Source organism: Streptomyces sp. NPDC029151, from assembly GCF_055564315.1.
In genome coordinates this window covers 397174-419618 of the sequence record NZ_JBVHWQ010000004.1, presented here as the reverse complement: position 1 = coordinate 419618, position 22445 = coordinate 397174, and the positions used below count along the sequence as shown (strand labels likewise).

At 73.6% G+C, this 22445-nt stretch carries 18 protein-coding genes and 1 riboswitch; of the genes, 9 read left to right on the top strand and 9 right to left on the bottom strand.

The window, feature by feature from the left end; all coding sequences use genetic code 11:
• The first annotated feature begins 240 nt into the window (after positions 1 to 240).
• Positions 241 to 1821 (top strand): glutamine-hydrolyzing GMP synthase, encoded by a 1581-nt coding sequence (guaA, locus tag ACZ4VF_RS18385; protein ID WP_467927040.1) that lies wholly within the window; start codon positions 241 to 243, stop codon positions 1819 to 1821.
• 19 nt (positions 1822 to 1840) lie between these two features.
• Here the strand turns inward: guaA and ACZ4VF_RS18380 are convergent, their stop codons facing one another.
• Entirely contained in the window at positions 1841 to 2317 is a 477-nt protein-coding gene (locus tag ACZ4VF_RS18380) for a pyridoxamine 5'-phosphate oxidase family protein (RefSeq protein WP_467927039.1), read from the bottom strand.
• A gap of 139 nt (positions 2318 to 2456) precedes the next feature.
• On the opposite strand from ACZ4VF_RS18380, the gene ACZ4VF_RS18375 reads away from it, so the two are divergent.
• The 3 genes from ACZ4VF_RS18375 (at position 2457) to ACZ4VF_RS18365 (ending at position 5836) form a co-directional block, all read left to right on the top strand.
• Positions 2457 to 3251: a class II aldolase/adducin family protein gene (locus ACZ4VF_RS18375; protein ID WP_467927038.1), complete on the top strand. Its 795-nt coding sequence runs from the start codon at positions 2457 to 2459 to the stop codon at positions 3249 to 3251.
• 316 nt (positions 3252 to 3567) lie between these two features.
• Positions 3568 to 4848: a hypothetical protein gene (locus tag ACZ4VF_RS18370; RefSeq protein WP_467927036.1), complete on the top strand. Its 1281-nt coding sequence runs from the start codon at positions 3568 to 3570 to the stop codon at positions 4846 to 4848.
• A gap of 460 nt (positions 4849 to 5308) precedes the next feature.
• On the top strand, positions 5309 to 5836 hold the full coding sequence (locus tag ACZ4VF_RS18365) for a DoxX family membrane protein (protein WP_467927035.1): 528 nt from the start codon (positions 5309 to 5311) through the stop codon (positions 5834 to 5836).
• Here the strand turns inward: ACZ4VF_RS18365 and ACZ4VF_RS18360 are convergent.
• Complete coding sequence (locus ACZ4VF_RS18360) at positions 5827 to 6042, bottom strand: hypothetical protein (RefSeq protein ID WP_467927034.1); 216 nt, start codon at positions 6040 to 6042, stop codon at positions 5827 to 5829. The two genes, ACZ4VF_RS18365 and ACZ4VF_RS18360, sit on opposite strands and share 10 nt — an antisense overlap.
• Positions 6029 to 7465, bottom strand: a complete 1437-nt coding sequence (locus ACZ4VF_RS18355; RefSeq protein WP_467927032.1) for a PspC domain-containing protein — start codon at positions 7463 to 7465, stop codon at positions 6029 to 6031. The genes ACZ4VF_RS18360 and ACZ4VF_RS18355 overlap by 14 nt, the downstream gene beginning before the upstream one ends.
• Positions 7466 to 7685: 220 nt before the next feature.
• On the opposite strand from ACZ4VF_RS18355, the gene ACZ4VF_RS18350 reads away from it, so the two are divergent.
• Together ACZ4VF_RS18350 and ACZ4VF_RS18345 are read left to right on the top strand one after the other, a co-directional pair.
• The gene (locus tag ACZ4VF_RS18350) at positions 7686 to 8975 is read left to right on the top strand and encodes an ATP-binding protein (RefSeq protein ID WP_467927031.1); all 1290 of its coding nucleotides are present in this window, start codon (positions 7686 to 7688) and stop codon (positions 8973 to 8975) included.
• On the top strand, positions 8972 to 9724 hold the full coding sequence (locus ACZ4VF_RS18345) for a LuxR C-terminal-related transcriptional regulator (RefSeq protein ID WP_467927030.1): 753 nt from the start codon (positions 8972 to 8974) through the stop codon (positions 9722 to 9724). Before ACZ4VF_RS18350 ends, ACZ4VF_RS18345 begins: the two co-directional genes overlap by 4 nt.
• Before the next feature lie 39 nt (positions 9725 to 9763).
• Here ACZ4VF_RS18345 and ACZ4VF_RS18340 read toward each other — a convergent pair whose 3' ends face one another.
• Complete coding sequence (locus ACZ4VF_RS18340) at positions 9764 to 10831, bottom strand: C40 family peptidase (RefSeq protein ID WP_467927375.1); 1068 nt, start codon at positions 10829 to 10831, stop codon at positions 9764 to 9766.
• Between the two features lie 402 nt (positions 10832 to 11233).
• Here ACZ4VF_RS18340 and ACZ4VF_RS18335 point away from each other — a divergent pair, with 402 nt between their 5' ends.
• On the top strand, positions 11234 to 11587 hold the full coding sequence (locus ACZ4VF_RS18335) for a hypothetical protein (protein WP_467927029.1): 354 nt from the start codon (positions 11234 to 11236) through the stop codon (positions 11585 to 11587).
• A gap of 19 nt (positions 11588 to 11606) precedes the next feature.
• Here the strand turns inward: ACZ4VF_RS18335 and ACZ4VF_RS18330 are convergent, their stop codons facing one another.
• Positions 11607 to 12962: a C40 family peptidase gene (locus ACZ4VF_RS18330; protein ID WP_467927027.1), complete on the bottom strand. Its 1356-nt coding sequence runs from the start codon at positions 12960 to 12962 to the stop codon at positions 11607 to 11609.
• Positions 12963 to 12972: 10 nt separating this feature from the next.
• Positions 12973 to 13141, bottom strand: a riboswitch (cyclic di-AMP (ydaO/yuaA leader).
• 262 nt (positions 13142 to 13403) lie between these two features.
• On the opposite strand from ACZ4VF_RS18330, the gene pcrA reads away from it, so the two are divergent.
• Complete coding sequence (gene pcrA / locus ACZ4VF_RS18325) at positions 13404 to 15893, top strand: DNA helicase PcrA (RefSeq protein WP_467927026.1); 2490 nt, start codon at positions 13404 to 13406, stop codon at positions 15891 to 15893.
• Positions 15894 to 15933: 40 nt separating this feature from the next.
• Here pcrA and ACZ4VF_RS18320 read toward each other — a convergent pair whose 3' ends face one another.
• Positions 15934 to 17430 carry a M23 family metallopeptidase gene (locus tag ACZ4VF_RS18320; protein ID WP_467927025.1) on the bottom strand — a complete coding sequence of 499 codons (1497 nt, stop codon included), beginning with the start codon at positions 17428 to 17430 and terminating at the stop codon, positions 15934 to 15936.
• Positions 17431 to 17785: 355 nt separating this feature from the next.
• Positions 17786 to 18637 (bottom strand): esterase/lipase family protein, encoded by an 852-nt coding sequence (locus ACZ4VF_RS18315; protein ID WP_467927024.1) that lies wholly within the window; start codon positions 18635 to 18637, stop codon positions 17786 to 17788.
• Between the two features lie 223 nt (positions 18638 to 18860).
• Between ACZ4VF_RS18315 and ACZ4VF_RS18310 the strand changes: the two genes are divergently transcribed.
• Entirely contained in the window at positions 18861 to 19283 is a 423-nt protein-coding gene (locus ACZ4VF_RS18310) for a cobalamin B12-binding domain-containing protein (protein ID WP_467927022.1), read from the top strand.
• On the opposite strand, the gene ACZ4VF_RS18305 is transcribed toward ACZ4VF_RS18310, so the two are convergent.
• Complete coding sequence (locus tag ACZ4VF_RS18305) at positions 19259 to 20938, bottom strand: DUF5691 domain-containing protein (protein ID WP_467927021.1); 1680 nt, start codon at positions 20936 to 20938, stop codon at positions 19259 to 19261. The two genes, ACZ4VF_RS18310 and ACZ4VF_RS18305, sit on opposite strands and share 25 nt — an antisense overlap.
• Positions 20939 to 20982: 44 nt before the next feature.
• Positions 20983 to 22338, bottom strand: a complete 1356-nt coding sequence (locus tag ACZ4VF_RS18300) for an SWIM zinc finger family protein (protein ID WP_467927020.1) — start codon at positions 22336 to 22338, stop codon at positions 20983 to 20985.
• Between the last annotated feature and the right edge of the window lie 107 nt (positions 22339 to 22445).

Genomic DNA, 22445 nt, shown 5'->3' with positions numbered 1-22445 from the left:
CGGCCCGGAAAACGACAGGCGCCCCGGGCCTTGTCGGCCCGGGGCGCCTGGGAAGTCGCTTGGCGGTTCGCTCAAGCAGCACGACCATGGCAGCCGGCGGGCCGGATGCCATAGGTAAAGACGAAGGTCGAGTGCTTGCGCATGCGGTCAGTATGCCACGGCGGCTTCCCTCGGAGGTGCCGCGTCCACCCCGTTAGAATCGGAAGTACAGGCCCCCGCCCGACCACCAGAAGGCACCCCGTGTCATCAGCGACCCAGCCTGCCGCCAACTCCGACACCGTCCTGGTCGTCGACTTCGGCGCGCAGTACGCCCAGCTCATCGCCCGACGCGTCCGCGAGGCGCGGGTCTACAGCGAGATCGTGCCCAGCACCATGCCGGTCGCCGAGATGCTCGCCAAGAACCCCGCGGCGATCATCCTCTCCGGCGGCCCCTCGTCCGTGTACGAGGAGGGCGCCCCCACCCTCGACCGTCAGCTCTTCGAGGCCGGCGTCCCCGTCTTCGGCATGTGCTACGGCTTCCAGCTGATGGCGCAGGCCCTCGGCGGCACCGTCGACAACACCGGCGCCCGGGAGTACGGCCGCACGGATCTGCACGTCTCCAGGAACTCCTCCACCCTCTTCGAGGGCACCCCGGACGAGCAGCACGTGTGGATGTCGCACGGCGACGCCTGCTCCGCCGCCCCCGAGGGCTTCACGGTGACCGCGTCCACGGACGTCGTCCCGGTCGCCGCGTTCGAGAACGACGACAAGAAGCTGTACGGCGTCCAGTACCACCCCGAGGTCATGCACTCCACGCACGGCCAGCAGGTGCTGGAGCACTTCCTCTACCGCGGTGCCGGTCTGAAGCCCGACTGGACCACCGGCAACGTGATCGAGGAGCAGGTCGAGGCCATCCGCGAGCTGGTCGGCGACAAGCGCGCGATCTGCGGTCTCTCCGGCGGCGTGGACTCCGCCGTCGCCGCCGCGCTCGTCCAGAAGGCCATCGGCTCGCAGCTGACCTGCGTCTACGTCGACCACGGCCTGATGCGCAAGGGCGAGACCGAGCAGGTCGAGAAGGACTTCGTCGCGGCCACCGGCGTCCAGCTGAAGGTCGTCGACGCCGAGGAGCGCTTCCTCAAGGCGCTGGCCGGGGTCTCCGACCCCGAGGAGAAGCGCAAGATCATCGGCCGGGAGTTCATCCGCGTCTTCGAGCAGGCGCAGGCCGAGATCATCGCCGACGAGGGCCCGGCCGTGGAGTTCCTGGTCCAGGGCACCCTGTACCCCGACGTGGTCGAGTCCGGCGGCGGCACCGGCACCGCCAACATCAAGTCGCACCACAATGTCGGCGGCCTGCCCGAGGACCTCGAGTTCAAGCTGATCGAGCCGCTGCGCAAGCTGTTCAAGGACGAGGTCCGGATGGTCGGCCGGGAGCTAGGCCTGCCGGAGGAGATCGTCCAGCGTCAGCCCTTCCCCGGCCCCGGCCTGGGCATCCGCATCGTCGGCGAGGTCACCAAGGAGCGGCTGGACCTGCTCCGCGAGGCCGACGCCATCGCCCGCGAGGAGCTGAGCGCGGCCGGCCTGGACCGCGACATCTGGCAGTGCCCGGTGGTCCTGCTCGCCGACGTCCGCAGCGTGGGCGTCCAGGGCGACGGCCGCACCTACGGCCACCCGATCGTCCTGCGCCCGGTCTCCTCCGAGGACGCGATGACGGCCGACTGGTCGCGTCTGCCGTACGACGTCCTCGCCCGCATCTCCACGCGGATCACCAACGAGGTCCGCGACGTCAACCGGGTCGTGCTCGACGTGACGAGCAAGCCGCCGGGGACGATCGAGTGGGAGTAGTCCTCCCCGGGACCGCCGCTCAGGTCCGCCGGAGAGCGCGCACCGGCTCTCCGGGCCTCCAGACCTGGGTGACCAGATACGTCTCGTCCTCGACGTAGGTCCGTACGACCTCCGTCAACTCGGTGCGGAAGAGGTGGAACGGCTGCGGCGGTTCCACCTCTTTCACGTACGCGGCCTTGGCCGTGCCGTCCTCGACCTCGTACGCCCGCCCGCCGATCCGGACGTCGCCGCCGCCCATGTCCGTCCCCGCGCCCGGGTTGGCCTGGAGGGTGAATCGCGGGTCGCGGTGCAGGTCGAGGGCCTTCAGGGAGCCCGGCATCATGCCGAGCCACAGCTCCCCGCCCAGGAAGCGGACCTCGATCCCGCTGGTGCGGGGCGAGCCGTCCTTGCGGAGGGTCGCGAGGACGTGGTGCCGGTAGGCGCCGAACCGCTCTTCCACGGTCTTCGCCGGCCCGGGTGCGGCGCTCGTGAAGGCCGCCCAGTTCACAGGGGTCATGCGGAGCACTCTGCCCCCGAATCCCGACATCTTCTGTCGGGTATGCGCAGCGCACGGCATCTTCACGGCACAGCCCTGCCCTTTTGCGTCTCCCGACGGTACCTTCCGGCCGTACCGCAATCCCCGTACGGGAGGATCTATGCACGGGCCCACGCCGCCCCTGCCGCTGCCCACCGACCGGCTGCAGTTCTCCATGCCGCCGATGCACGAGTCGGTGGAGGACGAACGCCGGCACCGCAAGGAGCGGCTCGCGGGCGCCCTGCGGATCTTCGGGCGGGCGGGCTTCGAAGACGGGGTGTCGGGGCACATCACGGCCCGGGACCCCGAGTTCACCGACTGCTTCTGGGTCAACCCGTTCGGCATGCCGTTCAAGCACGTCACCGTCGGCGACCTCGTCCTCGCCAACCAGGACGGGCAGGTCGTCGAGGGCCGCTACCACGTCAACCAGGCCGCGTTCACCGTCCACGCCCAGGTGCACGCCGCCCGGCCCGACGTCGTCGCCGTCGCCCACTGCCACTCCGTGCACGGCCGTGCCCTCGCCGCCCTCGGCGACCTCATCGACCCGCTCACCCAGGAGAGCTGCGCCTTCTACGAGGACCTCGCCCTCTACGACGCCTACACCGGCGTGACCGTGGACGCCGAGGAGGGCCGCCGGATCGCCGCCGCGCTGGGCTCCCGCAAGGCGCTCGTGCTGCGCAACCACGGACTGCTCACCGTCGGCGACTCGGTGGACGCGGCGGCCTGGTGGTTCCTCTCCCTGGACCGGTCCTGCCAGGTGCAGCTGCTGGCGAAGGCCGCGGGCCGCCCGGTGCTCATCGACCACAAGCTCGCCGTCGCCACCCGCGAACAGCTCGGCGGCGACCTGGTCGCCTGGATCAACTACCAGCCCCTGTGGCAGGACATCAGCCGGAGCGAACCGGACCTGCTCAGCTGACGGAGCGGAGCGGAGCCGTGCGGTCGGTCCGGCGTGGTGCGGGGCGGTGCGGTGCGGTGTGGTGTGGGGGCAGCGCGGTGCGGCGGGGCGTGGTGCGGGGCGGTGCAGTGCGGGGCGGCGCGTTGTGGTGCGGGGCGGTCCGGCGCCGGGTCAACACGGTGGTCCCCGCTTCACCCCCGGTGACCCCGTCCGGCCACCCCAAGGGGCCCGGCGTAGGGCACAATTCGCTCGCAGTACAGGGGAGTTGCCCGGCCGTCCCGCGCCCCGCGGTGCCGGCGGCCGGATCGGCAGGTCGTGGGGAAGGCGGGCGTCGGGCGTGGCGGTGCAGGAGGCGAGAGGGGACACGGGCGCCGAGGGCGTCCACGAGGGCGGCTGTACCTGCGGGGACTGCCCGCACGGCGCCCGGGAGGGACACCGGCGGGCCGTCGCCGCGTTCCTGCGCCGGCGTGACGAGTTCGCCGCCGGGCGGGGACTGCCGACGGCCGTGGCGCACTCCGCGTCGGCGTCCCGCCAGTGGGTCTCCGAGGAACTGACCCAGCGGGCCGAGGCCGTCGCCGAACAGGGCCGGGCCGAGGGCGCGGCCCGGCTCGCCCGGCTCTGGCTGCGGACGGTGTGGGCCGTGTGGGGCGCGGTCATCGCGCTGCTGCTCGCCGAGGCCCTCACCGCGATCGGCGCGGGCTGGACCGGCGCCCGCACCGCGGCCCTGCTCGCCGCGGTCATCGTCGCCGGTGCCCTCACCGCCGCCTGCTTCTTCCACCGGGCGCGCGGCGGAGCGCTCGCACCGGTCATCGGCGAGGACGACCGCATGTCCACCTCCCGTACCGTCGCCGCCTGCTGGGTGCTGTTCGTCGGTTACGCCGTCCTGCTGCTGGCCGCCCGCCTCGCCGCCGCCTCCGGGCACGCCGAGCGCGACGCGCTGATCTCCGGTCTCGATCTCGCACGCGGCGCCGGCGTGGTCACCGTGCTCGCCGTGGTCTGCGGCATCGCCGTCCTGGTCCGCCGGGTGGTGGGCCTGCGCGTCATCGCCCAGCGGCTGCAGAAGGTCCCGGCCCACCGCCCGCGCGCCGCCGACCTGCTCACCGACGACTCCGGCCGGGGTGCCTTCGCCGACATCCAGTACGTCGCCATCAGCGCCGTCGCCCTGCTGTTCGCCGCCGTACGGCTGGCCCGCCGCCCCGACCAACTGCCCGACCTGCCCTGGGGCCTGGCCGTCGTCGTGCTGATCTCGGCCGCGACCTACCTGGCCGGCAAGTACGCCGAGGGCGGGAGGCCGGTGATCCTGTCGGTGGTGCGCGCCCGTGAGCCCGGTGACCTCGACGGCCCGATCCGCACCGGCGACGACATCGAGATCCGCGGCAGCGGCTTCGTCCCGCCCGGCGCCCAGACCGCCGACCGGCTCTCCCGCACGGTCGTCCGCATCGGCGCGGTCGACGTCCACGTCCCCCTGGTCCCCGTCACCGGTGGGTTCCGTAACCCCACGGACACCGCCCTCACCGTCCCCGTGCCGGCCGAGGTCGAACCGGGCGCGGTGGAGGTCCAGGTGGTGACCGCGGCCGGTGTGGCGACCAACCGGTACACCGTCCAGGTGACCGAGTGAGAGGCCCACGAGGCCGGAAGGCCGGGAAGCCGGAAGGCCGGGGCTCCGGGGCGGGGGCCGGGTGAGGCGACCTTCGGCCGGGTGAGGCGGCCTTGGGCCGGGTCACGCGACCCTCGACCGGGTGAGGCGACCAGGAGACGGAGAGCGGCCGGGAGACGGGGGAGCGGCCGGGGAGAGGGCGGAACGACTGGGGAGACAGCGGAACGACCAGGAAGGGGGCCCTTTCTGCACCGCCGCCGAACCGGCCCCTGGGGTGGGGTCCTCGGGGACCCCCTGGGCCCGTCCTCTCCCGTAGAGCCGATCCGCGCGTAGGCCGGTCCCACCGTCCCACCCCCATCTGCACGGCCGCCGCTCGCGCAGGGCGCCGGAATCCGGAAAATCATCCGGAGAGGATTGAACCTGTCCCCTTCGTCATACGTATGGTCAATGGGGGGACGGCGGGCGAGAGGCGGCTGCGGCGATGACGTACGGCATGCGGACGGAGACACACACCACCGGGCTGGGCAGCCCCCGCACCTGGCGGGACACCGCCGCCCACCACGCCCTGCTGCCGCTGCGCCTCTTCCTGGGCATCACCTTCGCCTACGCCGGCCTGAACAAGCTCACCGACAGCGCGTTCATGCAGTCCGGCGGCGTCGGCTCGATCGGCGAGACCATGCGGGCGGCCCGTGATTCGGCGGCCATCCCGGCCCTGGTCGACCTGGCCCTGAAGAGCCCGGTCGGCTTCGGCTACGGCATCGCCCTCGGTGAAGTGGCCGTCGGCCTCGGCACCCTGCTCGGACTGTTCGGCCGGCTGGCCGCCCTCGGCGGCGCGTTGATCTCGCTCAGCCTCTGGCTGACGGTGAGCTGGGCGACGACCCCCTACTACTACGGCAACGACCTCGCCTACCTGATGGCCTGGCTCCCCCTGGTCCTCGCCGGCGCCCCCTACCTCTCCCTGGACGCGGCCTGGCGGACTCGGCGTCGACGGGCCGGCGGCTACCGCTGACCCTCCTCCGCACCGCCCCGTCCGCGCATCCCACGGGCCAGCACGGCCGTCGCCCCGGCCAGACAGAGCCCCCCCACGACCAGCGGAACCGCGACGAACCACGGGGTGTCCCACAGACCGCCCGCGTCCCCCGCGTAGACCGTGCCGGTGGCGGTGAGGAAGAGTCCGGCGACCAGCTTCCCCGGCTGGAACTCATGACGCAGCACGGCTGACCTCCACCTGTCCCACTCCGACGCCGAGCGTGAGATCGAACGTGCCGGCCTTCGCGGCGCCCTCGGCCGGCGCCAGCATCACCTCCCGGTGCCTGCGCGGCTGCACATCCACGTCCTTTCCGCTGTCCCCGGGCAACCGGATGTCGCCCACCCCCACATCGATGCTCATCCGCACCCGCGCGTCCGCCGGCACGACCACCTTCAGCTGTCCCGCACCCACCCGGGCGTCCGTCGAGACCGTCTCCCCCCTCGCCGGGTGCACCCGGGTCAGATCGAGGGTGCCCCGCCCGGTGCCGAGGTCGTACGCGGACCGCACCCCGGCCGCCGCGCCCGGCCTCCAGGACGTCTCCCGCCAGTCGGTGGTGATGTCCCGGGGCAGGGCCGCCGCCCCGGCCAGCAGCGCCGCCGTGAGCAGCGCCAGGAACACCGTCCCGGCCCCCGTCCGGCCCAGGACCGCGCTGAGCGTGATGCCCAGACCGAACACGGCCAGCGCGCACGCCAGACCGGTCTGCAGGCTGGTGCCCAGCGGCTGTGTGTGCCAGCCGATCCCGGCGCCCAGGCCGCCCGCCAGCAGGGCTATGAGGAACACCCAGCCGCCGATCCAGCGCGGGCCGCGCGGTCCCGGGGGCGCGGAGCGCGGCGGCTGTGCCGTCCCGTGGGGCGCCCACGGACCGGCGATGCCGACGTCCAGGACCGAGGTGAGGTCCCGGTCGCGGGCGTCGCCCGGCCCCCACAGATAGCCGGTGCCGCCGACATGGGTGCCGTCCTTGACGATCGGGTCCCGCCACCACGAGGGATAGGTGACCACCGGCGGCGCCTGGGCCTCCGGCGGGGCGTCGGCGGCGGCCTGCGCGGCCAGCGGGTCCGGGTCGGGGGCGCCACGGCGCCGCGACCAGTACCCCGCGCCCGCGAGCAGCAGCGAGACCACCGTGGCGAACGCCAGCACCCCGCCGTTCTTCAGCATCGTCAGGAAGATCCCGCAGCCGACCAGCGCGAACAGCACGGCGGCCAGGGCCTGGCCGTCGACCCGGCCGGTGAAGAGCTTGCGCAGCTCGTTCTCCTCCTCGTCCTCGTACGGCACCAGGAGCCAGGCGAAGCCGTAGAAGATGAGGCCCAGACCGCCGGTCGCGGACAGCACGGCCAGCGTGACCCGGAAGATCACCGGGTCCATGTCGGTCTGCCGGCCCAGTCCCGCGCACACGCCCGCGATCATCTTGTGCCCGCGGTCGCGCCGGAACCGGTCGGAAACGGCGCCGTCCGGCTGTCCGGGCTCGTCGGTGGGAGAGTGCGTGCCGCTGCCCGCCGCTCCCGTCTCCTCCGTCGCGGCGGGCCCGGCATCCGTCGGCCCGGTGCCCGGGGCCGGGCGCGGGCCGGGGCCGGGTCCCGGACCCGTCGCGGCGTGCTCGTGATCCGTCATGCGTCCATGGTGACGGCCCGGCCGCCGCCGCGGCAGTCGGGACGACCCTGGGCCAACCCTGAATTCGGCCCTGAGACGGGGCGGGGAAGCGTTCGACCGGCGCGAACCGCCGCGGAACACCGGCCGGCCCGCCCCTCCGGAGAGGCCCCAGGGAAGATCAGGGGCGTCTCGGGGACCGACCCTGATGCTCCGTCCGCCCGGCCGTGTGACCATCGTTGGCATGCCGGAAGCCGCAAGCCTGCCACTCGACGACCCGCGGCCGCCGCGCAAGCTCTACCGCAGCAGCGACGGACGCTGGCTCGGCGGAGTGGCGCGGGGCCTCGCCGGGCACCTCGGGCTGCCCGTCGTCTGGGTGCGGCTCGTCTTCGCCGGCCTGTTCCTGGCCGACGGACTCGGAGCGCTGCTGTACGCCGCGTTCTGGTTCTTCGTCCCGCTCGGCGTCGGCGGCGTCGGCGACCAGAAACCCTCGCTGGTGGGCACGGAGACCTCGCCGGACGGCCGCCGCAGACTGGTGGCCCGCAAGCCGGACCTCGGCCAGATCGTCGCCCTGGTCCTCATGGTCATCGTGTCCATGGTCTTCGTGGGCAGTGTCAACCTGGGCAGCGCCGCCAAGGCGTATCTCGTGCCCGCCGTGCTCGTCGCGGCCGGCGTCGCCCTCGTCTGGCGGCAGGCGGACAACGCCCGCCGGGCCCGCTGGGTCGAGGCCGGCCGGCGGCGCCGCACGCTCACCCTGCTCCGGGCGGCCGGCGGCGTCCTGCTCGTCACGGCCGGCGTCACCGCCATCTTCGTCCTGCAGGGCTCGGCCGCCCACCTGGGCGCGGTCCTGCAGGCCGCGCTCGCCGTCCTCGTCGGCATCACCCTGCTCGCCGGCCCCTACCTGGTCCGCATGACCCAGGACCTGTCCGAGGAGCGGCTGATGCGCATCCGCGCCCAGGAACGCGCCGAGGTCGCCGCCCATGTCCACGACTCCGTGCTGCACACCCTCACCCTGATCCAGCGCAACGCCGACAACGCAGGAGAGGTGCGCCGCCTCGCCCGCGCCCAGGAACGCGACCTGCGCACCTGGCTCTACAAGCCGGAGGGCACCGGCAAGGACGAGGCCGACGAGCCGGACACGGTCGCCGAGGCGGTCCGGCGCAACGCCGCCGAGGTGGAGGACAAGCACGGCGTCCCCATCGAGGTCGTGATCGTCGGTGATTGCCCGCTCGACGAGAAGACCACCGCGCAGATGCAGGCCGCGCGCGAGGCGATGGTGAACGCCGCCAAGTACGGTGGCGAGGGCGGTGCCGTACAGGTCTACGCCGAGGTCGAGGGGAGGACGGTCTTCGTGTCCGTGCGGGACCGCGGTCCCGGCTTCGACCTCGACGCGATACCCGCCGACCGCATGGGTGTCAGAGAATCGATCATCGGCCGCATGGAGCGCAACGGCGGTACGGCCCGGCTGCGGGCGGTGCCGGGCGGCGGCACCGAGGTCGAGCTGGAGACGGAGAGGGCGGAGAAGACGTCATGAGTGACGCGACCGAGGCGAACGGCACGACGGCAGCGGGGGGAGCGGCGGAGGCGGCCGGGTCCGGCCGGCGTGACGCCGGCGCGGGCGGGCGGCACGTACGCGTGGTCCTCGTGGACGACCACCGGATGTTCCGCACCGGCGTGCAGGCCGAGATCGGCCAGACCGCCGAGACCGGGGTCGAGGTGGTCGGCGAGGCCGCGGACGTCGACCAGGCGGTCACCGTCATCACCGCCACCCGGCCCGAGGTGGTCCTGCTCGACGTCCACCTGCCGGGCGGTGGCGGAGTCGAAGTGCTGCGCCGGTGCGCCGCGTTGATGACGGACGCCGAGCAGCCGGTCCGTTTCCTCGCGCTGTCCGTGTCGGACGCGGCGGAGGACGTGATCGGGGTGATCCGCGGCGGCGCACGGGGCTACGTCACCAAGACCATCACCGGCACCGACCTGATCGACTCCATCTTCCGCGTCCAGGAAGGCGACGCCGTCTTCTCGCCGCGGCTGGCCGGGTTCGTCCTGGACGCCTTCGCCTCCACCGACGCCCCGCCGGTGGACGAGGACCTGGACCGCCTCACCCAGCGGGAACGCGAGGTGCTGCGGCTGATCGCCCGTGGCTACGCCTACAAGGAGATCGCCAAGCAGCTGTACATCTCGGTGAAGACGGTCGAGTCCCATGTCTCGGCGGTCCTGCGCAAACTCCAGCTGTCCAACCGGCACGAGCTGACCCGCTGGGCGACCGCGCGCCGGCTGGTCTGACCCCTACGGCCCCGCCACCGCCCCGCCCTCACCGGACCCTCACGCCACCCTGGTCGCCCCCGCGAACGGCATCTGGTCGATCGGGGCCAGGCGCACCGGTGCCGAGGGATTCGGGGCGTGGATCATCTGCCCGTTGCCCACGTAGATGCCGACGTGGCTGATCCCGGAGTAGAAGAACACCAGGTCCCCGGGCTGGAGTTCCGAGCGGGAGACCCGCCGGCCGGCGTTGATCTGGGCGTAGCTGGTGCGGGGCAGGGAGATGCCGGCGGAGCGGTAGGCGGCCTGGACCAGGCCGGAGCAGTCGAAGGCGTTCGGGCCGGTCGCGCCCCATACGTAGGGGCTGCCGAGCTTGCCGTAGGCGTAGGCGACGGCCGCCGCAGCGCGTGCCGTGGGGGCCGGTGCGGACCCGGCCCGCTCCAGCGGCTCCCTGGGGTCCGTGGCCGACCGGGAGGCGTGCGCCCCGCCCGTGCCGCCGGCACCGGTGACCTCCGTCCGCTGCCGCGGAGTCAGCCGCGCCAGCAGCCGCCGGGCCTCGTCCAGTTTGCCGGTGACGGTCTTCTTCTGCCGGTTCAGCTCCGCCTGCCGGGACCGCAGCGACCTCAGTTCGATGCGCGCGGCACCGCGCAACCGCTCGATCTCCCGCAGCTGCCGGCGCACCCGTGAGACCGCGGCGGCCTGCCGGTCACCGGCCCGCTCGGCGAACGCGGCGCCGTCCAGGTACCGGTCCGGGTCACTGGAGAGGGCGAGTTGCCAGGCCGGGTCGATGCCGCCGTCCCGGTACTGCGCCGCCGCGAACGAACCCAGCACCTCCCTGGCCGAGTCGAGCTTCGTCCGCTCGCGGGCCGTCTCGTCCTGGAGCGTGGTCAGCCGCCGCTGGGCCGCGTCCGCCTTCTCCTTCGTCCCGTTGTACTTCTCCGTGGCGGCCTCGGCCTCCCGGTACAGCGTGTCCACCTTGGCCTTCACCTGCGCCGGCGTCGGCTGCGGCTCGGCGTGCCCCGTCCCGTCGAAGGCCGTCGCGGCGGCCGCGCCCGCCAGGGCGAGCGTGGCGGCCGTCCGGGCCGTATGACCGCTGAGCGGGCGCTGCGGGGGCTTGCGGTGGGATGCCACCTGGACCGTCACGTCCTTCCGTACGTCTCCTGCGACCGAGCGGTCGGTACGCTCCGCGGCGGCCCGCACAGGGGGAGCGGGCCGCCGCGGGGCCTTTCTCGGCGGTGGTGGCCGACTGCCGCCGCCGGTCCGGCGGCGGTGGGGAGAGCCGGTCACCTGGGGGAGGACGGTAGGCCGGAGAGTGACGGCTTGGTAACGGACTGTACGGAACTGGTGCGGACGGACCGTGAAGTGACCGGATGTGTCCGCGTCCGCGGGCGGCAGTCGTCGCCTTTACAGAGCGTGGTGACCGAAGGGCGGAAAGTGGGACTGCCGTGGGTCGTGGGGTGCTATGGGGCGGATATATGCAATATTCCGGCCCGATGGAGGAGGGCCGGTGGCTCACGGTTAGGCTCCGGCCCCATGGACGCACTCATCCATCTCTTCGTCGGCCTGCACATCATCGGTATCGCCGCGCTGCTCGGCGGTTTCCTCACCCAGGTGAAGGCGATGGGCCAGGGCGCGGCCCGGTTCGTGCCCGGGATGCTGCACGGCGCACTGACCATGCTGGTCACCGGCGTGGCCCTCGTCGGACTCGACCAGGCCGACGACCACCACGTCAACAACATCAAGATCGGCGTGAAGCTGGCGCTGCTGATCGTGATCCTCGGCCTGGTCTACGTGAAGCGCGACGAGGAACGGATCGACAAGGGCCTCTTCGGGCTGGTCGGCCTGCTCACCACGGCCAACGTCTTCATCGCCGTCCTCTGGGCCTGATCCCCGGCGCGCCCCCGTCTCAGCCCGGCCGCACCACGCTGTGGACGGCCGGCTCGCCGGTGCCCGACACCGGCTCCTCGCGGACGTACGCGCCCGGCCTGGGTGCGTGGATCATCATGCCGTCGCCCGTGCAGAGCCCGACATGGCGGGCGTCGTCGTGGAAGAAGACGAGGTCACCGGGGCGGGCGTCGGCCGGCGCGACCGGTGTCCCGGCGCCGGCCTGCTCGCGGACGGTGCGCGGCAGCGTGACGCCGGCCGACTTCCAGGCGGCCTGGGTGAGGCCCGAGCAGTCGTAGGAGTCCGGACCCGCCGCACCCCACACGCACGGCTTGCCGAGCTGGGCGCGGGCGAACGCGATGGCCTTCCTGGCCTTGGTCGCGTACGTCCCCGAGGGCGCGGCGGTGGCCTGGACGATGCGCTCGGACAGCAGCACGCGCGCGTGAGCGAGTTTCCTCTGCACGGCGGCCTTGGCCGCCTTGGGGCCGGAGTCGGTGTCCTGCGCGGTGGCGGGAGCGGAGGCCGCCGTCGCGGTGTGGGGGACGTGAGCGGCTTCGGCGGCCCGGGCGACGGTCCGGGCGGGCCGAGTGGGCGGGGCGGCCGGTACGGCGTCGGGGGAGGCGGTGAGGGCGCCGGCTCCCACGGGCGCGAGGGGGGCCGTGTCCGGCACGGGCGGGGCGGCGGGCGTGGCGCGGACGGGCGGCGTGAGAGCCGTACCCCCGGTGCGCGTGGTTCCGCCGGCGAGCGCGGTCCCCGCGGGCGTGGCCCCTCCCGCCGTGGCGCGGCCGTCCTCGTCCCGGCCCGTGCCCCGCTGGGCCGGGATCATGCCGCGCAGGCTGGGAATGGCGCGGTGCTGGGCGCGCCGGGCTACCTCGTCCCGGAGCCGCTGAAGACTGTCAGCGCCCCCAGGGCGGGGAACATCGGCCCCGGCCGCCCCGACGCCCTCCGCGGTCCGGTCGCCCCGCGCACCCCGCCCGGCCCGGCGCTCGGCCCGCTCGGTCCCGCGCCCTGCCGACTCGGCCTGCTCGGTCCACCCGGTCCCGCGCTCGGTCCGTTCGGCACGTCCCTTCCCCCGCTCACCCGGTCCGGTCCCGCGCTCCGCGCGTGCGGCCCCCCGGTCCGACCGTCCGCCCCACTCCCGGCCCGCGGCGGACGCCTCGGCCGCCGACTCCGCTCTGCGGTAGAGGTCCTCGATCTTGCGCTCGACCTCCTCCGGGCTCGGCCTGCCGTCACCGGCCGCCGGCGCGGCTTCGGCGGTCTGGGGCAGGACGGCCACGGAGGCGAGGGCGGCGGTGGCGAGGGCGGGGCCCGCGAGGGCGGGGGTGCGGATGCCCGCTCCCGGGGTTCCGCCGGGGCGCGGCTTGCGGTGCGACGCCAAGGGAGGCGACTCCTTCCCGTGCTGCCGCCTACCGGGTTAGCTGTCGGGTTCGGGCGGGATGCTCGGAAGGGTTGCCCTACGGCGTCGTCCCGGTGGGAGTCGGCCGATTCACCCCAGGATCGGTGGGTCCCCGGCTCCGGGCACCGTGCGGGGCGCGCCGGACTCGGCGGAGGCCGCGCGGCCCGGCGAGGTTCGCCGGAGAGGGGTCGTGCGGCCTGACGGCAACCTAGCCAACTCGTGTGTCTTCTGTGAAGGTTGGTGCGAGGTATGTCCGATACATTTCCGTGACCTTGGGGCGGTTTCATGTGTCCGTGACCGGGCGCTTCCCGTGCGTGAGCAGGGGAAAGGCGTCGCAGGGGCGAAGACGGACGCTTCGGCGAAGGCGGCGGGTTCCGGGGACGGCGACCGGTTGTCGGTGGGGCGCCCTAGACTCGGAGAGCGATGAGCAGCCTCTTTGACGACAGCTTCCTGGCGGACCTCCAGGCCCCTCGCGGGCGCGAGGAGGAGCCCCCGCCGCCGCCCGAGGACGATCACACTCCGGAGCAGGTTCCGGACGATCTGTTCGGTGGGAAGTTCGACGTGCCACCGGACCGGGACGCGTACTACCGCGACGGAGCCCCCCGCCCCGTGCTCGACCCGGCGGCACTCCTGGAGGGGCTCAACGAGAACCAGCGCGCCGCGGTCGTGCACGCCGGCTCCCCGCTGCTCATCGTCGCCGGCGCCGGCTCCGGCAAGACCCGGGTGCTGACCCACCGCATCGCGTACCTGCTCGCGGAGCGGAACGCCCATCCGGGCCAGATCCTCGCGATCACCTTCACCAACAAGGCCGCGGGCGAGATGAAGGAGCGTGTCGAGCAGCTCGTCGGCCCGCGCGCGAACGCGATGTGGGTGATGACCTTCCACAGCGCGTGCGTGCGCATCCTGCGCCGGGAGAGCAAGAAGCTCGGCTTCACCTCGTCCTTCTCGATCTACGACGCCGCCGACAGCAAGCGCCTGATGGCCCTGGTCTGCCGCGACCTGGACCTCGACCCCAAGCGCTTCCCGCCCAAGTCGTTCAGCGCCAAGATCAGCAACCTGAAGAACGAGCTGATCGACGAGGAGGACTTCGCCGCCCAGGCCACGGACGGCTTCGAGAAGACCCTCGCCCAGGCCTACGCCATGTACCAGTCGCGGCTGCGCGAGGCGAACGCGCTGGACTTCGACGACCTGATCATGACGACGGTCAACCTGCTGCGCGCCTTCCCGGACGTCGCCGAGCACTACCGCCGCCGCTTCCGGCACGTCCTGGTGGACGAGTACCAGGACACCAACCACGCCCAGTACGCGCTCGTGCGTGAGCTCGTCGGCACCGGCGAGCGCGCCGCGGAGGACGCCGACACCCCGCCCGGCGAGTACGACGTTCTGCCCGCCGAACTCTGCGTCGTGGGTGACGCGGACCAGTCGATCTACGCCTTCCGGGGCGCGACGATCCGCAACATCCTCCAGTTCGAGGAGGACTACCCGGACGCGACGACGATCCTGCTGGAGCAGAACTACCGCTCCACGCAGACCATCCTGTCCGCCGCCAACGCGGTCATCGAGCGCAACGAGTCCCGCCGCCCGAAGAACCTGTGGACCAACGCCGGCCAGGGCGCCCGGATCACCGGGTACGTCGCCGACACCGAGCACGACGAGGCCCAGTTCGTCGCCGAGGAGATAGACCGGCTGGTCGACGCGGGCGACGCGCGCGCGGGAGACGTCGCCGTCTTCTACCGCACCAACGCCCAGTCCCGTGTCTTCGAAGAGGTCTTCATCCGCGTCGGCCTGCCCTACAAGGTCGTCGGCGGGGTCCGCTTCTACGAGCGCAAGGAGGTCCGGGACGTCCTGGCCTACCTGCGCGTCCTCGCCAACCCGGAGGACTCGGTGCCGCTGCGCCGCATCCTCAACGTGCCCAAGCGGGGCATCGGCGAGCGCGCGGAGGCGATGATCGACGCCCTCTCCCAGCGCGAGAAGATCAGCTTCCCGCAGGCCCTGAAGCGGGTGGACGAGGCGTACGGCATGGCCGCGCGCTCCACCAACGCGGTGAAGCGGTTCAACACCCTGATGGAGGACCTGCGCACCATCGTGGAGTCCGGCGCGGGTCCGGCGACCGTCCTGGAGGCGGTCCTCGAACGCACCGGCTACCTGGCCGAGCTGCAGGCCTCCACCGACCCGCAGGACGAGACCCGCATCGAGAACCTCCAGGAACTCGCCGCCGTGGCCCTGGAGTTCGAGCAGGAGCGCGGTGAGGACGAGCAGAGCACGCTCGCCGACTTCCTGGAGCAGGTCGCGCTGGTCGCCGACTCCGACCAGATCCCCGACGAGGAGGACGGCGACGGCGTCATCACCCTGATGACCCTGCACACCGCGAAGGGCCTGGAGTTCCCGGTCGTGTTCCTGACCGGCATGGAGGACGGCGTCTTCCCGCACATGCGCGCCCTCGGCCAGACCAAGGAGCTGGAGGAGGAGCGGCGCCTGGCGTACGTCGGCATCACGCGTGCGCGGGAGCGGCTGTACCTCACGCGGTCGGCGATGCGCAGCGCCTGGGGCCAGCCGTCGTACAACCCGCCCTCCCGTTTCCTGGAGGAGATCCCGCCCACCCATGTGGAGTGGAAGCGGACGGGGGCGGCGGCGCCGGTGTCGTCCGGGCCGGCGTCCGGGATCGCGGCCTCGCTGTCCTCGACGCGGTCGCGTTCCTCGGCGTCCGGCGCGTCCGGGTTCGCCACGCGGCGCACGGCGGAGAAGCCGGTGGTCGGGCTGGCCGTCGGCGACCGGGTCACCCACGACCAGTTCGGGCTCGGCACGGTCGTCGCGGTGAAGGGCACGGGCGCCAACGCGGAGGCGACGATCGACTTCGGCGACGCCAAGCCGAAGCGGCTGCTGCTGCGGTACGCGCCGGTGGAGAAGCTGTAGCAGACCGGAAGGGCCCCGCTGGAGAGCGGGGCCCGGCGGCTCAGGTGGGGTCCAGCCCGTGGCTCCGCAGCCACGGCAGCGGGTCTATGGCCGCCCCGCCCGCGGGCCGTACCTCGAAGTGCAGGTGCGGGCCGGTGGAGTTGCCGGAGTTGCCGGAGTAGGCGATCGGCTCGCCCGCCTTGACGGTCGAACCGGAGGCGACGCGGTAGCTGGACAGGTGGCAGTACCAGGTCTCCGTGCCGTCCTTCGCCGTGAGGATCAGCATGTTGCCGTAGGCGCTGTTCCACTTCGTGGTGACCGTGCCGTCGGTGGCGGCCATCACCGTGGTGCCGTAGGAGACGGGGAAGTCGATGCCGGTGTGCACCGACATCCAGTTGATGCCCGCCTGGCCGAAGTAGGCGCTCAGTCCGTGCTGCGCGACCGGCAGCGCGAACTTGGGGCGCAGCCGCTCCTTGAGCGCGGCTTCCGCGGCCGCCTTCTTCTTCTCCAGCTCCTGCTGTGCCTTGAGGTCGATCCGCTCCTGGGTGCGGCTCGCCCGGTCGGCGAAGTCGGTGGCGCCGGCGGAGAGCGTCTTGAGCTGGCTGTCCAGCTTGCTGTTGGCGACCGACGGCTTGACCGGCTGTGCGTCCGCCGCGCTGGTGGAGGTGTCCTTGGAGTCGTCGGCGAGCGCGCCGACCGAGGCGGCGGCGATCCCGGCGACCCCCATGACACAGGCCGACGGTACGGCGACGGTCAGCAGCGCGGAGCGTTTGGCGGGCGTACGGCGCCGGGAGCGCGCCCCGCTGCGCGAGCCCGCGCGGGTCGCGGGCGCCGGGCTGATCTCCTCCTGGCCGTCCAGCAGGCCGGTCACGGGCAGTTCGCCGGTGGAGTCCGGTTCGCCCTCGTCGGCGGGGTGGTGGTCGCCGAAGTCGGCGTCCTCGTACGGCATCTGCTCGAACGGGGCCGGCGCGTCACCGACCGCCTCGAACGTCGCGGTGGGCAACTGGTCGAACGGTTCACCGGTCCGCTCCGGCTGCGCCGGCACGGTGTGCCCGGCGGAGTTCCACTGCGTGGCGTCGTACGCGCCCGTGTCGAAGGACTGGGTGCCCCACTCCCACTGCTGGGTGGCGTCGGCGCCGCCGGACCCGTCGGACTGGAGCCAGGAGTTGGCGTCCCACTGGCCGCTGACGTCGTTCCCGGCGGACTGCGCGGGGAGGGACCAGGCGGTGCTGTCGTAGACGCCGGAGTCGTAGGCGGCGTGGTGCTGGGCCGCGTACGCGTCGTAGGCCGGGGTCTGGACGGTTCCGGTGTGCCACTGCGTGGTGTCGTAGGCGCCGGTGGGCTGTTCGTCGCCCGGGAGGCTGCCGAAGAGCGGGTCGGTGTGGAAGGCCGTGGTCCCCGTGGAACCGTCGGCAAAACCAGTGGCGTCGTAACCGCCGTACGTGGTGAGGTCGTCGTAAGGGACTTCCTGTGCCCCGTACGCCGCGTAGTGCGGGGTGGAGGCGTCGGAAGCCGGGGCCGGGGTGGTCGTGCTCCCCGACGGGTGACGGTCGTTCACCAACTTCTCTTTCGCCTCGACAACAGGGGCTGCCAGAGCAGTGCGGCGACTGTACCCGGCGGTACCTGGGCGCGACAATCTTCGGCCGGTTTCGTGTGGGCCGGAAACGGGCATTCGGCTGTGTTTCGGCGGGTCCCGGACCGGACCTTGGCCTTGCGTTCGAAAAATGTTCGACGTTTGGCGGCAATATGGCCGCTGTGTGACGACTGTGCCGAGTCTGTGCCCTCCCACGGGGGCGACCCCGCTGTCGTTACCCGCGGATCCCCGCCGGAGTGCCGCCCGTACCCGCTGCGAGCCCCGCCCAGGGCCCCTGCCGCGGGTGGGGCCCGTCCGGCCCCGCCCGGACCGGCCGGCCTCAGGCCACCGTCAGGCCGTCGGCGGCCCGGTCCCCGGGGTGCGGGACGTCGAGTGCCTCGCGTATCCCGGCCGCCACGGCGGGGTGCACGGGAAGGGCGAGATGGCCGATGCCGGTCACCCGGACGTTGCAGGCGTCCAGGTCGGGGTGGTCCAGGCAGGCCGTCTCCAGCGGGTCCATCAGGGAGTCCAGGTCGCTCCAGAAGCTCACGAAACGCGTCCGGCAGCCCGGCGCGGGCCGGGACAGCTCCTCGATCACCGCCGATCCCGGCCGCATCTGCCGCACGATGGGATGCGCGTCCGCCAGCGGCGCCACCCGCGTCCCGGCGTGCGGGGTGCCGAGGGTGACCAGCGTGCGTACCCGCAGGTCACCACCCAGGCACTGGGCGTAGTAGCGCGCTATCAGGCCGCCGAGGCTGTGCCCGACGATGTCGACCCGGGCACAGCCGGTGCGCTCGCAGATCTCCTCGATGTGCCGTCCGAGCAGCTCGGCCGCGGTGCGTATGTCGCAGGTCAGCGGGGAGTAGTTCAGCGACTCCACGCGGTGCCTGCCGTGCTGGGCCAGGGCACGGCGGAGCAGGACGAACACCGAACGGTTGTCGATGAAACCGTGCAGCAGGACGACGGGCGGCGCCGGGCGGACCGGCAGCCGGACGGCGCCGTCCCCGTCGGATCCGCCGCCGCAGCGGCGTTCCTGGATCAGGCCCGTCGGATACAGCAGGAGGTGACCGGCCAGGATCGCGGCGTCCAGGGCCGTCGCCCTGAGCAGCGTCATCGACAGTCCGGCAAGCCTGCCGGGCCACAGACGGCGGCAGAGCGGGAGAAAGAGCGGCAATACTCCGGTGACCTTCATGGCCGACCTCCCGTCGGCACCCGGAGGGCGGCTCGGTCCCCCGTGTGCCTTCATGTCCCACCATGTGATTTCCCCCTCGCGGGGTCCCGTAAAACTGCCGCGTGCGCGATGCTGGGGATAACGTTCGTTCACTTTCCGACGGTGGCGGAACGCGCCAAAAGTGCGGTACTTGTCGGTACGGACGGAAGCCGATCGCTTCCGGGGTCGCTTGATGGAGGCAGTGATGGGTGTGGCAGCCGGTCCGATCCGCGTGGTAGTCGCCAAGCCGGGGCTCGACGGCCACGATCGTGGGGCCAAGGTGATCGCGCGTGCCCTGCGCGACGCCGGCATGGAGGTCATCTACACCGGGCTCCACCAGACCCCGGAGCAGATCGTCGACACCGCCATCCAGGAGGACGCCGACGCGATCGGCCTGTCCATCCTCTCCGGCGCCCACAACACGCTGTTCGCCGCGGTCATCGACCTCCTCAAGGAGCGCGAGGCCGAGGACATCCTCGTCTTCGGCGGCGGCATCATCCCGGAGGAGGACATCCCGCCGCTGAAGGAGAAGGGCGTCGCGGAGCTGTTCACCCCGGGGGCGACGACCACGTCGATCGTGGACTGGGTCCGGGAGAACGTCCGTCAGCCGGCCGCGTCCGGCGGCTGAGCGGTCCCTTCCGCCTGTTCGGTGGGCGGTGCGGACGGGGCGAGTTCCCGGGTCATCGCCGCCCGCAGCCGCAGCGTCGTCACCAGCCGCTGGAACGCCTCCGCCCAGTAACCGCCGGCCCCCGGAGCGGCGTCCTCCGGCTCGTCGGGCAGCGCCAGCAGCGCCTCCAGCCGGACCGCGTCCGCCGGGTCCAGGCAGCGCTCGGCCAGCCCCATCACCCCGCTGAAGCTCCACGGGTAACTGCCCGCGTCACGCGCGATGTTCAGGGCGTCCACGACCGCCTGTCCCAACTGCGGAGCCCAGGGGACCGCGCACACCCCGAGCAGTTGGAACGCCTCCGACAGGCCGTGCCGCGCGATGAATCCGGCGACCCAGGAGGCCCGTTCGGCCGGATCGAGCGCGGCCAGCAGCTTCGCCCGGTCCGCGAGGGACACCGCGCCCGGGCCGCCGGCCTCCGGCGCCGACGGCGAGCCGAGCAGTGCCCGCGACCACGCGGCGTCCCGCTGCCGTACCGCCGCCCGGCACCAGGCGGCGTGCAGTTCAGCCTGCCAGCCGTCCGCCACCGGCAGCGCCACGATCTCCTCGGCCGTCCGCCCGCCCAGCCGTCCCGGCCAGGTGCCGAGCGGAGCGGCCTCCACCAACTGCCCCAGCCACCACGACCGTTCCCCGCGGCCCGCGGGCGGGGCGGCCACCACACCGTCCCGCTCCATGCCGGGGTCGCATTCGAGCGGCGCCTCCACCGCGATCGCCGGCGTGTCCCCGGTGCGGTCCAGGGCCACGCACGCGGTGGCCCGTACGGCCATCCGTGCGGCGAGCGCGGAGTCCGGCAGCGCCGACAGCAGTTCCGCGGCCGTCGCCCGGACGTTGCGGCTGCGGTCGCCCAAGGCCTGTTCCAGGAAGGGCTCGTCCGCCCGCGACAGACCCGCGCGCAGCGAGTCGAGGAACATCAGCCGGTCCTCCGCCCGCTCCGTCGCCCAGGTCGACGCCAGCAGTTCGCGGCCCAGCGCGGGCGTACGGGCGCGCAGCGCGCCCAGCAGTGCCGCCCGCTCGGCGAACAGCCCCTCCTGCCACAGCCGGCGCACCGCCCCGGCGTCCTCCGGATCGGGCAGCGCGGCACCGCCGCCGGGAGCCGCGCGCAGGGCGAACCGCCAGTCCGGGTTCAGCCGGGCCAGCCACAGCGCGCGCGGGCCCCCGAACGCCAGTGCCGCGGGGCGCAGGTCCGTACGGCCCCGGGCCGCGTCCAGCAGCGCGGGCAGCACCTGCGGGGGTGCCGCGTACCCGTGCGCGTTGGCCGCCGCGAGCCACTGCGGGAGCAGCTCCATCAGGTCGGGTGAGCCGCCCCGCCGGCCGCCGGACCCGGCCCCGGAGCGGTCGGTCAGCAGGGTGGCGAGCCGCCGTGCCGCCCGCGCGGGCAGAGGCGGGCGGGGGTCGGCGGGCGCCCGCTCGGGCCGCCGTGCCGCCCGTGCGGGCCGCAGTCCGGCCCGCCGTCGCACGGTCGCCACGGCAGCCGCGTCGAGCAGCGCCACCGGGGCCGGGCGGCCGGGCGCGGCCCCGGCGGGGGGACGCCGGTCGGTGCCGAGGAGCGCGGTGGTGACCAACTCCTCCCAGGAGCCTTCCGGCGCTGTGGTGTCGCCGTCGGTCGGTGCCCCGTTCATCCCTTCGCCTTTCCCCGGGTACGCGTGACTGTCCGTTCGGCCGGTCAGCACAGCGGCACCGCCTCGCCCGCCCCCTCCGGCCAGGCAGTGAGCGGGGTGAAGCCGCGGTGGCCGCACTCGCCGAAGACCGTGACGGGGGCGCCGCCGGACAGGGCGACCAGCCGCCACAGGCCGGGCCGGGTCCGGGCGGTCCGGCTCAGCGGCAGGGCCGTGTCCGTGTCCGCGTCGGCCAGCTGCCACCGGTCGCCGTCGGGGACCGGTATCACCCGGCCCAGGGTGACCGGGACCGCGTCCAGCCACGGGTCCTCCCGAAGGGCTTCGCCGTACCGCGCCACCGCCTGGGCGGAGTTCACGCCCGGCGGGCGGAACGCGGCCGGGGCCGGCGGGGCGAACCGCTCGCCCAGGGCCGCACGGGACCGGCCGGAACCCGGATACGCCGTCAGTTCCGCGTCGAGGGCGAGGCCGACCGGCAGGGACAGCTCGGGCGCCCGGCCCGCCGCTCCGTACGACAGCAGCAGCCGGGTCCCGCCGGACGCGGCGCCGTGCAGCCATATCCGGCGCGTCGTCAGTTTCGTGTCCGCCGTGTCGTACTGGGCGAGGACCAGCCAGCGGTCTCGCACCGGCGGACCGTCCGGGGCGGCGGGCAGACCGAGCCGGGAGCGGACCGTGGCCGCGAGGGCCTCGGGCAGCCGGTCCCGGCGCAGCCAGCCCTGGTCGAGCAGGTGCAGCAGCGCGCACTCCTCCAGCAGCCGGGCCGGCCAGCCGGGGCCGGACGCCGGGACCGCCCCCAGTTCCCGCACCCGCGCGGCCAGCCCCGGCGCCTGGGCGTCGACCATGCGGGCCGCCGTCTCCTCCCACAGGCCGTACCCCGCCTGTTCGGCCGCGGCCAGGCCGCCGCGCAGCAGGTCCGACAGGCGCTGCTCCAGCTCGCTCGCGCCCGCCGTGACCCGCTCGGCCCGGCGCTCGGCCCGGCGCCGGGCCGCCTCCGGATCGGCGGGCGCGGCGGCCGGACCCCCCTCGGCCCGCGCCTTCCTCGCCTCGACGCGTCCGCGCCGGTCCGCGAGCCACTGCCCGGCCCAGTCCGGTGGTTGCGCGCCGGCCGGCACCACGCCCTCGTCCCCCGCCCACAGCAGGAGCAGCCCGAGCGCGTGCTTGCACGGGAACTTACGGCTCGGGCAACCGCACCGGTACGCCGGCCCGGCCGCGTCGGACAGGTCCACCACCGTCCGGTACGGCCTGCTGCCACTGCCCTTGCACAGCCCCCACACCGCCCCCTGTCCGCACCCGGTCCCGGACCACGGTCCGGCCGCGCCGAGTCTGCTCCCCGCCTTGCGTGACGCGGCGTCAGGCGCCAGTGCCAGCACCTGGTCCGCGCTCCAGCGCACCCCCTGCTCAGTCATGCCACCGACGGTAGGTCCCGGCACTGACAATCGGCCCGGCGAGCGCGTTCGTGCAGGTCAGAGCGATTGTCAGTGGCGTGGTGCACGGTGGGTGACAGATCCGAACC

Excerpts from the sequence above, each read along its gene's own strand:
- ACZ4VF_RS18365 (WP_467927035.1), top strand. The coding sequence starts at position 5,309 with ATGACGTACGGCATGCGGACGGAGACACACACCACCGGGCTGGGCAGC.
- ACZ4VF_RS18375 (WP_467927038.1), top strand. The coding sequence starts at position 2,457 with ATGCACGGGCCCACGCCGCCCCTGCCGCTGCCCACCGACCGGCTGCAG.
- ACZ4VF_RS18315 (WP_467927024.1), bottom strand. The coding sequence starts at position 18,637 with ATGAAGGTCACCGGAGTATTGCCGCTCTTTCTCCCGCTCTGCCGCCGT.
- ACZ4VF_RS18345 (WP_467927030.1), top strand. The coding sequence starts at position 8,972 with ATGAGTGACGCGACCGAGGCGAACGGCACGACGGCAGCGGGGGGAGCG.
- ACZ4VF_RS18305 (WP_467927021.1), bottom strand. The coding sequence starts at position 20,938 with ATGAACGGGGCACCGACCGACGGCGACACCACAGCGCCGGAAGGCTCC.
- ACZ4VF_RS18355 (WP_467927032.1), bottom strand. The coding sequence starts at position 7,465 with ATGACGGATCACGAGCACGCCGCGACGGGTCCGGGACCCGGCCCCGGC.
- ACZ4VF_RS18335 (WP_467927029.1), top strand. The coding sequence starts at position 11,234 with ATGGACGCACTCATCCATCTCTTCGTCGGCCTGCACATCATCGGTATC.
- ACZ4VF_RS18300 (WP_467927020.1), bottom strand. The coding sequence starts at position 22,338 with ATGACTGAGCAGGGGGTGCGCTGGAGCGCGGACCAGGTGCTGGCACTG.
- ACZ4VF_RS18380 (WP_467927039.1), bottom strand. The coding sequence starts at position 2,317 with ATGACCCCTGTGAACTGGGCGGCCTTCACGAGCGCCGCACCCGGGCCG.
- ACZ4VF_RS18350 (WP_467927031.1), top strand. The coding sequence starts at position 7,686 with ATGCCGGAAGCCGCAAGCCTGCCACTCGACGACCCGCGGCCGCCGCGC.
- pcrA (WP_467927026.1), top strand. The coding sequence starts at position 13,404 with ATGAGCAGCCTCTTTGACGACAGCTTCCTGGCGGACCTCCAGGCCCCT.
- ACZ4VF_RS18310 (WP_467927022.1), top strand. The coding sequence starts at position 18,861 with ATGGGTGTGGCAGCCGGTCCGATCCGCGTGGTAGTCGCCAAGCCGGGG.